Below are 15,186 nucleotides of genomic sequence, written 5' to 3'. Positions count from 1 at the left end.
AGGTGGCATGCTCATCTCATTCAAGGCATATAGATGGGGTAACGAAGGATTTGGACCATGGATCAGTCCCATGAGAAGGATCATGGTGAACATATGCCGAAAGGAGGACGCCACCTTTGTTGAATCAACCTTATGGTTTGCGGTTCGATATTTATGAGCGCGTTCATTTGTCAGAGGGAGTCCCTGCGATTGAGGAACTGGAGGAAATTGAGTTATATCCCCGTATTCAGGTGATCGGTCAGGATGATCATGCAACATTACGAGGTCATCTTTTGCTAACAGGTGCGTATCGGGGAGAGAATGAGATCTCGGAGGAACTCAAACATTTTATCCCGGTGGAGATCACGGTACCCTTGAACCGGGTAAGATCGCTTGAGGATATTTCCATTGAGATCGAAAATTTTGATGTCGATTTGTTATCCGACCGAAGTCTGAACATTACTGGCGTATTGTCGCTACGCGGCATCGAGGGCTTTCCGGTGGAGGAACCGCAGGTCTGGTCAGCAGATGAATTTACCGTTATACATTCGCCCGATCCTAGACAGGGCGACCGTTCAGCTGACACAGAGCAGACAGGCAGCTCTCCCAATGTATTTGCTCAGGAGTATTTGCTTCAACGGAGCGAAGAGGAGCTGCAGCGGGAACATCTATTTCAAGCTACTCCCGAACCGTTTCAGTCTTGGCAGCAAGGGGATGGGAACGCGGAGCAAAGCAAAATAGGAGCTGAAAACGAAGAGTCCTCATCCTTGAGGGACAAGGAGGATGAAACGCAAGCGGAAGTGTTGTCCGATACGCCTTCTCCCGTTTCGTCTTTTTTGGCGGAGACAGCCGACAGGTTGGCTTCTTACCCTGAATCCGAGCCTTTGCTTCCTCTGGCTGAAGAGTCGTCTGTCTGGTCCGAGCCTTCCGTCGAGACCTTACATACGAACTTGAGGAATTCGGAACAGGCCGATTCCAAGCGGGACGCGCAGCCTTCCGATGAACCTGCAGCACCGGACGTATGGCATTTTGAATCTGCCCGATCCGAACCAAAGCAAGAGGAGAAGGCGGTTGCAGATGTCCCGGCAGGTTCGCAGTCAGAGAACTGGCAGGATGTCTTTGCAGCGTCTGAACCGGAAATTTCAGAGGAAGACAGACCTCCTCTTGAAGCGTTGGACACGAATGAGTCCGTTGAAAAAGAAGCATTTATTCCTGAACCTGTGGCTGAGACGGAAGACAAGCCGGAGCTCAAGGTTGCTTTTGGCAGCAAGAGAGAGACTGCGCCCAAACAGGAAGAAGGCGTGGGCATCTCCTCCTTGTTATCCTCTGGCAGAGTGACACGTGAAGCGGAAGCAGAACGGGAGCAAGAGGCACTCGCTGGAGTCCTGCAGGAAGAAGCATACCAGCCTGATGATGTAGAGTGGAAGAACCTGTTTCTCGGCACCATTGTCGATCAGACTCCGTTCCGTAAGGTGAAATTATGCATTGTACAGCGTGAAGAGACACTCGATACTATAGCAGACCGATATCAGTTAAGTACCCGAGAGCTCCAGTTGTATAATCGTCTTTCCGAACAGGTTGTGGAAGAAGGACAGATTCTATATATCCCTTAACCTGTAGGCAGGTTTAATGACCATTTCGACCCGTGATCCCTTGAGGATGGCGGGTTTTTGCTTTATCTGCCCTCAACCTGCATTGCAGCACGCTTTTTCCGCTGTTGTCAGGTTGACTATCGGGCACGGGCAGGGTATGATGTGTTTAGGTTTTTTGAAGAACAACGTGGATCGGGAGTAGTAGACAGTATGACCTTTCAGAGAGCGGGATTGTAGCGCTGGGAAATTCCGTAGGAACCAACTGATCGAAGTCGCCCGGGAGTTGCCTGTTTGAATACAAGGGATGAGTAACTTTAGTATCATTCATTCCTAAGGTAGGATGGGCCGGTCGCAGCCGTTATCTGCTTGAAGTGTCACGTAAGTATAGAAGGGGTAGTCTATCTTCTATCTGCGTGAAACAAAGGTGGTACCGCGAAAGCTAACCTTTCGTCCTTTGATGGATGAAAGGTTTTTTTTGTTTTTTGGCGATGATGAATAAGTAACGGAGGAATGACACATGTCTGAACAAAAAAATTCAGCTGCAACAGAAATGCCAACCACATATGATCCGAAAGCTGCGGAACAAAAATGGTATTCCACTTGGATGGAAAATGGATATTTCAAGGCAGGCCAGCGCAAAGACGCTGAACCTTATACGATTGTAATTCCACCCCCGAACGTAACCGGAATGCTCCATATCGGGCATGCGCTCGATTTTACACTGCAGGATATTCTGATTCGTACCAAGCGGATGCAGGGCTATGATGCACTGTGGCTGCCGGGTTCTGACCATGCAGGTATTGCTACTCAAACCAAAGTAGAGCAGAAATTGCGTGAAGAAGGTCAGACTCGTTATGATCTGGGACGCGAAAAGTTCTTGGAGAAGGTATGGGACTGGAAGGAGCAATACGCAACAACCATTCGTCAGCAATGGGGCAAAATGGGCTTGTCTCTCGATTACTCGCGTGAACGTTTTACACTGGACGAAGGTCTATCCCAGGCTGTACGTAAAGTGTTTGTTCAACTGTATGAAAAAGGCCTCATTTATCGTGGCAAACGAATCATTAACTGGGACCCGGTGAACCGGACTGCACTGTCCGACATTGAGGTTGAATATAAAGAAGTTCAGGGTCACTTGTACCACCTGCGTTATCCGCTCAAAGACGGAAGTGGTTATGTCACAGTAGCGACTACTCGCCCGGAAACGATGCTGGGAGATACGGCAGTTGCTGTTCATCCGAAGGATGAGCGTTACGCAGACATGATTGGCAAGGTGCTCGTTCTGCCTATTATCGGACGCGAAATTCCGGTTATTGCAGATGAGTATGTAGATAAAGATTTCGGAAGCGGCGCCGTGAAAATTACGCCTGCTCATGATCCGAATGACTTCGAAGTGGGCCTCCGTCATGATCTGCCGCAGATTACGGTGATGGATGAGACGGGTACGATGAATGCCGAAGCAGGCAAATATCAGGGACTTGATCGCAGCGACTGCCGTAAGCAGATTGTTGCCGACCTGCAAGAACAGGGCGTATTGATCAACATCGAGGATCATACGCATCAGGTTGGACACAGTGAACGTACAGGAGCTGTCGTTGAGCCATATTTGTCGACACAGTGGTTTGTTGAGATGAAGCCACTCGCAGAAAAAGCGATTGAGAAGCAACAAAGCGGTGAAGGGGTTCATTTTGTTCCGGATCGTTTTGAGAAAACGTATCTGAACTGGATCGAGAATGTTCGTGACTGGTGTATCTCTCGTCAATTGTGGTGGGGTCATCGTATTCCTGCCTGGTATGACGAGGAGACTGGAGAAGTTATTGTATCTGCTGAAGATCCGACAACATTGCCAGAATACGCTGGACGCAAGCTGAGACAGGATGAAGACGTTCTGGATACATGGTTCAGCTCCGCATTATGGCCATTCTCTACATTAGGCTGGCCGGAAGACACGGAAGATCTGAAACGTTATTACCCGACAAGTGTACTCGTAACAGGGTATGACATTATTTATTTCTGGGTGGCGCGCATGATCTTTACCGCTCTGGAGTTCACGGAAGAGGTTCCGTTCAAGGATGTGCTGATGCACGGTCTTGTTCGTGATGCAGACGGACGCAAGATGTCCAAATCGCTCGGCAATGGTGTTGATCCGTTGGATGTGATTGAGAAATATGGTGCGGATGCAATGCGTTACATGATCTCTACAAGCAGCACTCCGGGTCAGGATCTCCGTTTCCGCTGGGAGCGGGTTGAACAGGCTCGTAACTTTGCCAATAAAATCTGGAATGCATCGCGCTTCGCTTTGATGAATCTGGAAGGGTTCACCTATGAAGATCGTGATATTAGTGGAGACCTTGGAACAGCGGATTATTGGATTTTGCACCGCCTGAACGAAACTTCTCGTGATATTACGCGTCTAATCGAAGCATATGAATTTGGAGAAACAGGCCGTTTGCTGTATAACTTTATTTGGGATGACTTGTGTGACTGGTATATTGAATTTGCGAAGTTGTCCTTCTATGGTGAAGATCCGGTTGCCAAGAAGAAAACACAATCGGTACTTGCTTATGTGTTGGATCAGACTATGCGCCTGATTCATCCGTTCATGCCGTACATTTCGGAAGAGATTTGGCAGCATCTGCCGCATGAAGGCGAGACGATTACGTTGGCTTCCTGGCCGGTGTATGACCCTGCGTTGGAGAACCCAGAAGCAGTTGCCGAGATGAACCTGCTTATGGATACCATTCGTGCAGTACGAAACATCCGTGCAGAAGTAAACGTACCAATGAGCAAGAAAATTGAATTGATGGTGAAAGCGAACAACGCAGAGACATCCAGCATCATTGAACGCAACAGCCATTACATCAAACGTTTCTGTAATACGTCCGAGTTCGACAGCGGCCTGGATCTGAGCTCACCGGATAAAGCAATGACTGCTGTCATTACTGGGGCTGAGCTGTACCTGCCGCTGGCGGGTCTTATTGATATTGATCAGGAAGTGGCTCGTCTGGAGAAAGAGTTGCAGAACCTTGAGGGCGAAGTACTCCGTGTGGAGAAAAAGCTGGCGAACGAAGGCTTTGTTGCCAAGGCTCCTGCCAAGGTTATCGAGGAAGAGCGCGCCAAGCAAGCGGATTATTCCGATAAACGGGATAAGGTGATTGCACGAATCAAGGAACTGAAAGGTTAATATATTCGGGTCGGATGGAGTGCTTATGCGCCATCCGGCCGCTTTTTTCAACCAAACTCAAACCGAAGGTGAATCATATGACGGAACTTAACGGGACAGAAATAGCATCTCCTTTACTTACCTATGACGAGGCCGTGAACTGGATCAATGGCCTTATTCCTTTTGGCATCCGACCTGGATTGGAACGAATCGAGGGATTGATGTCATTGCTGGGCAATCCTCACCAGCGTCTCAAATTTATTCATGTCGCGGGAACGAACGGCAAAGGTTCGACTTGCGCTTTTTTGACGTCAGTGCTTCTTCAGGCGGGATATGATGTTGGAACGTTCACATCCCCGTATATCACCAAATTCACAAACCGTTTTCAGTACAACGGTGAGGACATCCCGGAAGAAACGTTGCTCAAACTCTCGAACCGTCTGTATCCGTTGGTTCAAGAGATGGCTTCAACTCCCCTTGGATCACCCACGATGTTTGAGGTATCCACAGCACTCGCCCTTCTGTATTATGCGGAAGAGTGCTACCCGGACATTGTGGTATGGGAGACAGGGCTCGGGGGAAGGATGGACGTAACGAATATTGTTACACCCGTGGTATCGGTCATTACCAATATCGGTATGGACCATACGGATGTACTGGGAGATACGATTGAGGCGATTGCTGGAGAGAAGGCAGGCATTATTAAGGCGGGGGTACCCGTTGTTACCTGTGCCACGCAGCCAGAGGCTGTGAAGGTGATTCAGGAAACGGCAGAGCGGCTGCGTTCAACCGTGTATCTGGCGGGAGATCGTTTCTCCTATCATAGGCTGGACAGTGATGAGAACGGACAATCTTTTCATTTTACAGGACCGTTCCGTGATCTGGACGTTCGTATTCGCATGCAGGGCGTACATCAATGCGATAATGCTGCGGGCGCACTTATGGTACTGGAGTTGCTTCGCCAATACATGGCATTTATGCTGGATGATGAAGATATTGCACTTGGACTGGAACATGCCTTCTGGGCAGGACGGTTCGAGAAAGTGGTTGATCAGCCCCGCATTGTTCTGGATGGAGCACATAATCCGGAGGGTGCCGAATCACTGGCCAAGAGCATTATCGACGTATATCCTCACAACAAGTTAATTTTGATGATGGGCATGCTGGCGAATAAGCATCACGAAGCGTATTTGCAGCATATACTGCCACTAGTGGATACGCTGATCCTGACCGAGCCAGATTTCCGACGCAAAATGGATGCAGCCGATTTGCTGCAGATCGTCGAACGGGTACGTCCCGCCATTGCGAAACCGGAGCTGGAAATCATCGTCGAGCCCGAATGGGCAAAGGCACTTGATCTATTGAAGTCACGGACGGAAGCGGAAGATCTGGGGGTGGTGTCCGGCACATTGTACCTCATTGCAGATGTGCGGGCAGCCCTTTTGCATCAAACCGATTCTGAAAAAGGTTGGTGAAAGTTTTGTTAAATACATCGGAACACGTTCATTTTATAGGAATTGGCGGATATGGCATGAGTGCCATCGCGAGAGTTATGCTTGAGATGGGATACACCGTTACCGGATCGGATGTCGCTTCACAGGAGTTGACCGAGAAGCTGGCAGCCAAGGGAGCGAAAATATATATCGGACATACAGCAGAGCACGTAAATGGGGCAGACCTGGTTGTCTACTCTACGGCTGCTCCGGCTGATAATGTGGAGCGGGTGGCAGCTGAAAAGCTGAACATCCCGATTCTGCATCGCGCCCAGATGCTCGCACGATTGCTGAATGAGCGCAAAGGTGTGGCTGTAGCCGGGGCTCATGGCAAAACAACCACGTCATCCATGATTGCACTTGTTATGGATAAATGTGATACAGACCCGACATACATCATTGGCGGGGAAATCATGAACGTGGGGACCAATGCCAAGGCAGGGCAAGGCGACTGGGTCGTTGCCGAGGCGGACGAGAGCGACGGTTCATTTTTGCAGTATCACCCTTGGCTCGGTATTGTGACGAATATTGAAGCGGATCACCTTGAGAACTACAACAGTGATTTTGAGGAACTCAAAAAGGCTTATGTGCAGTTCCTGAGTCAGATTCGTCCAGAAGGCACGGCTATTGTGTGTGCTGACGACGAGAATGTTCAAGCCATTTTGCCAGAGCTGAAATCACGGGTAACCACATACGGCATTGATTATGCTGCTGATTATACGGCAACAGATATCGTGCTTGGCGACCGCCGAATTTCCTTCACGATGAGCCATCAGGGCAATGTGTTGGGTACGGTGGAGTTGTCAGTTCCAGGTAAACATAACGTTTATAATGCGATGGCTACGGTCATCACCTGTCTGGAAGCAGGTATTCCATTTGAGAAAATTACGGCTGCCATTATCCAGTTCCATGGAGCAAAACGCAGATTCCAGGTGCTGGGCGAGGCGCGTGATATGCTGATTATTGATGACTATGCGCATCACCCGACCGAGATTGAGGCTACAATCAGTGCGGCCAAAGCAACGGGGAAACGTATCATTGCGGTATTCCAGCCACAGCGTTACACACGTACGTTCTTCCTGCTTGATGCGTTCAGTCGTGCCTTTGCAGAAGCGGATGAGGTTCTCATTACCGACATCTATTCCCCTGCGGGTGAAAAACAGATTGAAGGTGTTCACTCGGCTAGGCTGGTTGAACTCATCGTTCAAAACAGTAATGCTTCTGCACGTTATCTTCCGACAAAGGAAGAAGTTGTTGCAGATTTGCAGAACCGTCTTCAGCCAGGCGATCTTGTGCTCACGATGGGTGCAGGTGATATCTGGAAAGTTGGCGATACACTTGCCAAAGGGTTGAAATAAATACAATTGTAAAACCGTCTGACTTCATTTCGAAGCAGGCGGTTTTTTGCATGAAATGGAATGTTTCTGACTCTCTCCACATATAGCTGTTATAAATGGGACAAAGGAGAGGGTACGGGGTGAGCAATGCTAGAATGACGTTTCGCTTTGGGGATAACGAGTCGGACAAGCCTGAAAATAAGGGGATACCCACATCCAGCACATTTGCAGCTTTGAGTGAAGAAATTCCGCACAGTCCGACGCCAACACCAACGCAGTTGAACACAACACCTTCATGGACACCAGAGGAGATACCCGGTGACTGGGGAGAGACGATGCTGACAGGCTCCACTGTACCTGAACCTTACCCAAGAACGGATAAGGATTCTAAACTCGATGAGCCCGGATACAGTTATAAGCATCTAACTGCGTATCCGGGAGAGGAGGACGAGAACAGATCGGACGAGAATTATGGAGGCCATGATTGGCTTGCAGATAGTGAAAACTACTCGTATAAGCGAAATCGCCCCCCGAGGGGCTGGAAAATGATTGGTTCAGTAACGGGTGCGCTTGTAACCGGGGCCCTCTTCGGCATGGTTATTCTTTCTTTTTTTAATCGGGAAGGGGCTGTAGATCCTGGGAGCAAGATGCCCGCCAATCAGGAGGTATCGGCCGTGACAGGTCAGCAGGGAGTGGCAGGTTCGGAACAGCAGCTCCAGGCAACGACTACAGGCGGCAGCTATTATGCACTGCAATATGGTGTATTCAGTTCTCCTGAACGCGCTGAACAGGCGAAGGTGGAGCTGTCCCAGGCAGGCATTGCGGCAGGCTCCGATCCGGAGGACGGTAATCGGGTATATGCAGGCATTTCGGCTGACCGTGAGGAAGCCAAGCTGCTCAGCTCAAGGCTTAAGGCCGAAGGTGTGGAGCTGTACGTTAAGGAAATCGTCAACCCTGAAGTGAATCCGGCAGTTTTCGGCGGAAAAGCAGAGGATGTGAAGCAATTCTTCGCAAGTGGGTCGGCTTTGGTTGAACAACTGTCTACCCTCTCCATCCAGCAACTTGGTCAGTCTGTTCCTGAAGCCGTTTCAACCGAAACGATGACCTCTTTACAGAACCAGCATCAGCTCTGGCTGACCGGTTTGAATAGTATTGCACCGGGTCTGAGTGCAGACGTACAACCCTATGTATCCGCGATGGAAAAATCGATGAACAGTGCGGTAACGGCAATTGCCGAATACAACAAAAATCCGGCTAATGTGTATATGTGGTCTGTACAGTCCGATCTAATGGAATATGTATTACAGCAAAAAAAATGGCTTGAAGCGATAAAACAGTAATCAACGCTTTCCCATAACACAGCCTTGAAATACCTATCCGGCAAGGAACTGGAAATAGTTCCCCTTGCCGGATTTGTGTTTGTATTGACGTACAAAACCCCGTATAATAATGTGGGTGTCAAAAAATGGCGAGGGAAGATCACCAATGAAAAAAAACTTCGGCATGTTATTGCTGTTTCTGCTGCTCGGCTGGCTGGCCGGTGCGTGGATCGCCAAGGCACTGCAGCCTGTAAAGGCCGTTGCCTTTCTAACGAAAGCCACGACCATTCGTTGGTCGCCGCAGGCTGATCTGGATATTATCAGTTATGATATTTCATTTCAATTTCAAATGAGCCTCCTGAGCTTGATTGGTATTATTGCTGCTGTATGGCTGTATCGCAGGTTATAGGAGAATGACGAATTTTGACGAAGAAACTAAAAAAAATGATATCTACTAGCGTGATCCGACAGGATGTCGCCGTAGCATAAGGGGCCGGTTATTTTGGATAAAACACAACAGCGTCGCATTATTCTGGCTTCGACATCGCCACGGCGTAAAGAACTGATCGCATCACTTCATCTAGCTTTTGAAGTAATACCAAGTCACGCCGATGAAGATACACCGCCGGAATGGACTCCTGAACAGACCGTACAGGAACTTGCGATGCGTAAGGCACTTGCCGTTTATCGCGGACTGGAAGGCCGTGAACAGGACGCAGTTATTGTTGGTAGTGACACTGTTGTCGTTCTGGACGGTGATATTCTCGGTAAACCCGTAGACGAAGCGGACGCTGTACGTATGTTATCTCGTCTACAGGGTCGTGTACACCGTGTTTTCACGGGAGTAGCTTGTATCGATGCAGGAAATGGACAATCCATGGTTCAGTATCGGCAGACGGATGTAACGATGAAGGAACTGTCTGACGCTACGATTCGTGCGTATGTTCAGACTGGAGAGCCTTCGGACAAGGCAGGATCATATGCCATTCAGGGCATTGGTGCTTCACTGATAGAACGTGTTGAAGGATGTTATTTCAATGTGGTGGGACTACCGTTGTCCTTGCTTAGCGATATGCTGGATGGATTCGGCGTACATGTACTGCCACGAACATGAAGTTCCGCAATTGACGATCTGAAAAGAGGGAACATATGGAGTCGCCTCAATATATGATGCGCGACATCCCCCAGGAAGAACGCCCGAGAGAACGCATGATGGAATACGGGGCGGGCGCCTTAAGCCATGCTGAATTGCTGGCGATCTTACTTCGAACAGGCACAAGACAGGAGTCCGCAGTGCATATGGCACAGCGGATTCTGACCGAAGCGGGTGGAATTCGCTCGTTGATGGATTTGAGCCTGGAAGAACTGACTGCAATGAAGGGAATCGGCATGGCCAAGGCTGTACAGCTGAAAGCCAGCATTGAGCTTGGTCATCGGATTGCGAAGAGCAGACTTACACAGTCAACTTCAATCCGTACCCCTCGTGATGCGGCCGATATTCTTACCGAACAATTACGTTACTTGCAGAAAGAACACTTTGTGTGTCTTTTCCTGAATAGCAAAAACCACATTATTGCCCAGGAAACACTCTCCATGGGTAGCCTTAACGCTTCGATTGTACATCCGCGTGAAGTGTTCCGGGCTGCCATCAAATGCAGCAGCGCCTCTATAGTGTGCGCACACAACCATCCCAGTGGTGATCCTACGCCTAGTCCAGAGGACATCCAAATAACCAAAAGACTGATCGAGGCCGGCTCAATTGTTGGCATAGACGTGCTGGATCACATTATTATCGGAGATGGAACGTACGTAAGTTTGAAGGAGAAGGGCTTAGTATAATATAATGGTTGGCGTTGATGTTTTCCTATGAATGTTGACGGCGTTGTCCGTAGAAGATAGGTTCACTTTACACATGCAAAACAATGCAACACAAAACAAATGCGAATAGTAGCTCCACCATTTTGGTGGGAATGAAAATGAAACGCTCTTGATTCACTAGAGCGGCTATATGAGGCAGAAAAGGAGATTACATTATGTTTGGTGGTTTTAACAAAGATTTGGGGATTGACTTGGGGACAGCGAATACACTCGTTTATGTACGTGGAAAAGGAATTGTGGTACGGGAACCTTCCGTAGTTGCTATTCGGACTGATACCAAAACTATTGAGGCAGTAGGGGAATCTGCCAAAAAAATGATTGGACGTACACCTGGTAACATTCGTGCCATTCGTCCAATGAAAGACGGCGTTATTGCCGATTTCGATACAACAGCAACAATGATCAAGTACTTTATTCGTCAGGCGCAGAAGCAACGTTCCATGTTCCAGCGTCATCCTAACGTGATGGTATGTGTACCATCCGGGATTACAGCGGTAGAACAACGTGCGGTTGAAGATGCAACAAAACAAGCTGGTGCTCGTGAAGCCTACACGATTGAAGAGCCTTTTGCAGCTGCAATCGGTGCAGATCTTCCAGTGTGGGAACCAACGGGAAGCATGGTTGTAGATATCGGTGGTGGTACGACCGAAGTGGCAGTTATTTCCCTTGGCGGGATTGTAACAAGCCGTTCGGTTCGTGTCGCTGGTGACGAGATGGATGAATCCGTGATTCAATACATTAAACGCCAGTATAATCTGATGATCGGTGAACGTACATCCGAGCAGTTGAAGATGGATATCGGATCAGCTATGCCGCTTGAGCAAGTAGAAACGATGGAAATTCGTGGACGCGACCTCGTAACAGGTCTGCCGAAGACGATTACGATTACATCGGATGAAATCAGCGAAGCTTTGGCGGATACGGTGAATGCCATTGTTGAAGCTGTAAAAGTAACCTTGGAGAAATGTCCTCCTGAGTTGGCAGCGGATATTATGGACCGTGGTATTGTTCTCACAGGTGGCGGCGCATTGCTTCGTAATCTGGACAAGCTGCTTGCTGGTGAGACAGGAATGCCTGTTATCGTAGCAGAGAACCCGCTCGATTGCGTTGCAATCGGAACAGGTAAAGCGCTTGAGAATATTCATTTGTTCAAGAGCAGAAGCAGTTCGGCAGTTCGTTCCAAACGTTAATTGATATATGCCATGTTTGGCTCGCTTATCGACCAAGCGGCATGATATCAATGAAGAGGACCCGGTTAACCCCGGGAGAGCTATTACCCGCATACCCGGGGAGAATCGGCTGATATTCTCGACGGGACTATAAGTCTGACAGTCTCCCCGCCGGGCATGGCTCGGAAGAGAATAATGGATGTTAGAGGGTGGTCGAACTGTTTAAACTGCTGGGTAACAAAAGACTTTTTGTTTTGCTGGTGGGCCTTGTTACATTTATCGCGTTAATGGGCTTTACGCTCGGTCCGCGAACCGCTCTATCCTGGCCGGAGAAATTCCTGAAGGATTCAGTCGGATTTGTACAATACGTATTTTACAAGCCCGCTTCTTCTGTAGCGGGCTTTTTCAAAGATGTAGCGAACATGCGTACGGTATATCAAGAAAATGAAGAGCTTCGCATTGCGATGGGGCACTATACCCGGGATCGACTGAAATACAATGAGATGGACAAAAAAATTGCGCAGCTGGAAGAAAATCTCAAATTCACCGAGGAGCAACGGAACCGATACAATTATGATACACGAATTGCTCAAGTCATCAGCGCCAATTCCGACCCCAACAGCAGATCGATCAATATTGATATTGGCGAAAATGCCGGAATCAAACCAGGCATGGCGGTGACCTCGCTGGATGGTCTGGTTGGGGTTGTCAGTCATGTCAGCTCGTATACGTCAACGGTTAATCTGTTAACGTCTATGGACGCCAATGACCCAACATCCAATGCCATCGCAGCTACAGCCGTGGGCAAAGAAAAAGTGTTTGGCATGATTGAGAGTTATGATCCAAAATCCGGCATGCTCAAAATGACCAAGATCTCGGAAGATTCAGATATTAAAAAGGGTGATGAAATCATCTCCTCCGGGATTATCAACAATTTTCCAAAGTACATGCGCATCGGAGAAGTGCAAAAGGTTGAAGTTGGGGAATATGGTTTGACACGGACTGCGATTATTAAGCCTTATGCAAGCTTCCTTGACTGGAAAGAGCTGATTGTCATTATCCCACCTGAGGTAAAAGAATAATGATAACGCGCAAGCAAGTCTTATTCCTGTTACTGTTCGTTTTGTTCATTGTTGAAGGAACGATTCTTCCGCTGCTCATTCCTTCAGCCTGGCAAACGCGTATTTCTGCCAACCTGGTCTACATCGTGATTTTGTTTATTGCTGTATATCATCATCGGCACACGGCGTTGGTGCTTGGCATATGTTTTGGACTATTGCACGATGTCGTGTTCTACGGCGAAATGATTGGACCATACGGATTTTCGATGGGATTATCGGCATATATGATGGGACTTATTTTTCAAGCGCCGCGCGCACCACTGCCGGTTATGGTTTCCGTCGTCCTTTTGGGAAGTCTGCTGAATGACACCATGTTATTCTTTCTGTACAAGCTCTTCCAACTCAATCATGTGACATTTGACTGGGCGTTGCTTGAATACATGATTCCCAATTTGTTCATTCATTTTGTGTTTGCGCTTATCATTTATGTTCCTCTTCGGAAACAACTGGAGCGGATTGGTAAGAGAAAGAGCAAAGCACAAGAAGCTTCTTGATACATTTATGGAGGGAGAAGCAGGAACTTGGGGACCCGGGCACGAAATGTAATGAGATGGGAGGGACAGGCTTATGACGGTAAAATCGAATCACGTAACGATTAAAGGCATCCGAGACGGCCTGGTTTTCCTGTTGGACGATCAATGTGAATTCGAGGAATTGCTCTACGAGCTCCGCTATAAGCTGGAACACAGCCATCAAAATATTTTGACCGGACCGATAGTTCATGTGGATATCAAACTGGGCAACCGGGAAGTAACGGAGGACCAGAAAGAAGCAATTCTTGATATATTGAAACAAAAAGGGAATTTGCTCATTCGTTCCATAGACTCACCGGCCCTTAAACCAGAGGTTAAAGGGCCGCCGCCGATTATAACCATGTGTGGTATGGTACGTTCGGGTCAGGTACTTCATCATGAAGGGAATCTACTGTTTCTTGGTGATATCAATCCGGGGGGCACAGTAACGTGTACCGGAGATATATATGTTTTGGGTTCACTCAGAGGCATGGCTCACGCTGGAATTGGTGGGGACGAAGACTCGATCATTGCAGCTTCGGTGTTTGCACCAACGCAGCTGCGGATCGCTGACATCATCAGCCGTCCTCCCGATGAGTGGGAGAGCCGAGAGACCGGAATGGAATTTGCTTATTTACAGGACAATCAGATGCAGATCGACAAGATGAGCAATATCGTTCGGTTGCGCCGAGATTTTAATGTGTTTAAAGGAGTGTAGCTCATGGGAGAGGCGATCGTGATCACTTCGGGTAAAGGCGGCGTGGGTAAAACAACCACCTCGGCAAACATCGGGACAGCGCTGGCGCTGCTCGGCAAAAAGGTTTGTCTGGTAGATACCGATATCGGCCTTCGCAATCTGGATGTCGTGATGGGACTCGAAAACCGGATCATTTATGATCTGTGCGACGTTGCAGACGGCCGCTGCCGACTGAATCAGGCTTTGGTCAAAGATAAACGTTTTGAAGAATTATATATGCTTCCTGCAGCACAAACGAGAGATAAGAACTCTGTGTCACCAGAACAGGTGAAGGACATTATCCTCGAATTGAAAAAAGATTTTGAATACGTCATTATTGATTGTCCAGCCGGAATTGAGCAGGGGTTCAAAAATGCGGTTGCAGGAGCTGACCAGGCGATTGTGGTCACTACACCAGAAAATGCGGCTGTCCGTGATGCGGATCGTGTCATTGGTCTGCTGGAGAGTTCACACATTCAATCACCAAAATTGGTTGTGAACCGTATACGCAACAATATGGTCAAATCAGGCGACATGCTCGACATTGACGGCATTTTACAAGTACTTAATATTGATCTGATTGGGATTGTTCCTGATGATGAGCTTGTCATCAAGGCCGCCAACTCGGGAGAGCCTACAGTGATGAATCCGGATTCACTTGCGGCCATTGCCTATCGTAATATTGCCCGTCGTATTCTGGGAGATACCGTTCCCCTGATGCAATTGGAGCAAAAAAAGGGTGCTTTCACACGCTTTAAGAAGTTTTTTGGAATGGGTTAACTGGCTCTTCCTTATCATATTTATGTATGACAGCCGTGGCCCTAAAGCCCGGCTTTTTGATTATAATGGAGCCTTTGATTAAAGGAGCTTTGGTATAGAACAGGGCA

Annotated in this window: 13 protein-coding genes and 1 other annotated feature; all 13 genes read left to right on the top strand. The window is 48.3% G+C overall.

Annotated elements, in window-relative coordinates; translation table 11 throughout:
- Positions 1-116 precede the first annotated feature (116 nt).
- The 13 genes from BMY78_RS26885 to minD all read left to right on the top strand — a co-directional run bounded on the left by BMY78_RS26885 (position 117) and on the right by minD (position 15,079).
- Positions 117-1,592, top strand: coding sequence for a LysM peptidoglycan-binding domain-containing protein (locus BMY78_RS26885; protein WP_090904380.1), 1,476 nt, complete (start codon positions 117-119; stop codon positions 1,590-1,592).
- A 158-nt stretch (positions 1,593-1,750) separates the two neighbouring features.
- Positions 1,751-2,029, top strand: a binding site (T-box leader).
- Between the two features lie 59 nt (positions 2,030-2,088).
- Positions 2,089-4,755 carry a valine--tRNA ligase gene (locus tag BMY78_RS26880; RefSeq protein ID WP_063568110.1) on the top strand — a complete coding sequence of 889 codons (2,667 nt, stop codon included), beginning with the start codon at positions 2,089-2,091 and terminating at the stop codon, positions 4,753-4,755.
- A gap of 77 nt (positions 4,756-4,832) precedes the next feature.
- Positions 4,833-6,209: a bifunctional folylpolyglutamate synthase/dihydrofolate synthase gene (locus BMY78_RS26875; protein WP_090904379.1), complete on the top strand. Its 1,377-nt coding sequence runs from the start codon at positions 4,833-4,835 to the stop codon at positions 6,207-6,209.
- Positions 6,210-6,265: 56 nt separating this feature from the next.
- Positions 6,266-7,585 carry a UDP-N-acetylmuramate--L-alanine ligase gene (murC, locus tag BMY78_RS26870; RefSeq protein ID WP_256222490.1) on the top strand — a complete coding sequence of 440 codons (1,320 nt, stop codon included), beginning with the start codon at positions 6,266-6,268 and terminating at the stop codon, positions 7,583-7,585.
- Between the two features lie 119 nt (positions 7,586-7,704).
- A complete protein-coding gene (locus BMY78_RS26865; protein ID WP_177185885.1) occupies positions 7,705-8,904 on the top strand; it encodes an SPOR domain-containing protein in 1,200 nt (399 codons plus the stop codon).
- A 145-nt stretch (positions 8,905-9,049) separates the two neighbouring features.
- Positions 9,050-9,292 (top strand): DUF4321 domain-containing protein, encoded by a 243-nt coding sequence (locus BMY78_RS26860; protein ID WP_090904376.1) that lies wholly within the window; start codon positions 9,050-9,052, stop codon positions 9,290-9,292.
- 93 nt (positions 9,293-9,385) lie between these two features.
- Entirely contained in the window at positions 9,386-9,997 is a 612-nt protein-coding gene (locus tag BMY78_RS26855) for a Maf family protein (RefSeq protein WP_090904375.1), read from the top strand.
- Positions 9,998-10,032: 35 nt separating this feature from the next.
- Positions 10,033-10,722: a RadC family protein gene (gene radC / locus BMY78_RS26850; protein ID WP_090904374.1), complete on the top strand. Its 690-nt coding sequence runs from the start codon at positions 10,033-10,035 to the stop codon at positions 10,720-10,722.
- Positions 10,723-10,916: 194 nt separating this feature from the next.
- Positions 10,917-11,951, top strand: coding sequence for a rod shape-determining protein (locus BMY78_RS26845; protein WP_090904373.1), 1,035 nt, complete (start codon positions 10,917-10,919; stop codon positions 11,949-11,951).
- A gap of 188 nt (positions 11,952-12,139) precedes the next feature.
- The gene (mreC, locus tag BMY78_RS26840) at positions 12,140-13,012 is read left to right on the top strand and encodes a rod shape-determining protein MreC (RefSeq protein ID WP_090904372.1); all 873 of its coding nucleotides are present in this window, start codon (positions 12,140-12,142) and stop codon (positions 13,010-13,012) included.
- Entirely contained in the window at positions 13,012-13,545 is a 534-nt protein-coding gene (gene mreD / locus BMY78_RS26835; protein WP_090904371.1) for a rod shape-determining protein MreD, read from the top strand. The genes mreC and mreD overlap by 1 nt, the downstream gene beginning before the upstream one ends.
- A 73-nt stretch (positions 13,546-13,618) precedes the next feature.
- Positions 13,619-14,281, top strand: a complete 663-nt coding sequence (gene minC, locus BMY78_RS26830) for a septum site-determining protein MinC (RefSeq protein WP_090904370.1) — start codon at positions 13,619-13,621, stop codon at positions 14,279-14,281.
- A gap of 3 nt (positions 14,282-14,284) precedes the next feature.
- The gene (gene minD / locus BMY78_RS26825; RefSeq protein ID WP_053783092.1) at positions 14,285-15,079 is read left to right on the top strand and encodes a septum site-determining protein MinD; all 795 of its coding nucleotides are present in this window, start codon (positions 14,285-14,287) and stop codon (positions 15,077-15,079) included.
- Positions 15,080-15,186: the final 107 nt, after the last annotated feature.

The sequence above is a fragment of the Paenibacillus sp. OK076 genome, from assembly GCF_900110055.1.
GTDB lineage: Bacteria > Bacillota > Bacilli > Paenibacillales > Paenibacillaceae > Paenibacillus.
Note: the sequence above shows the minus strand (reverse complement) of the source record. Positions and strands in the feature narration are given on the sequence as shown.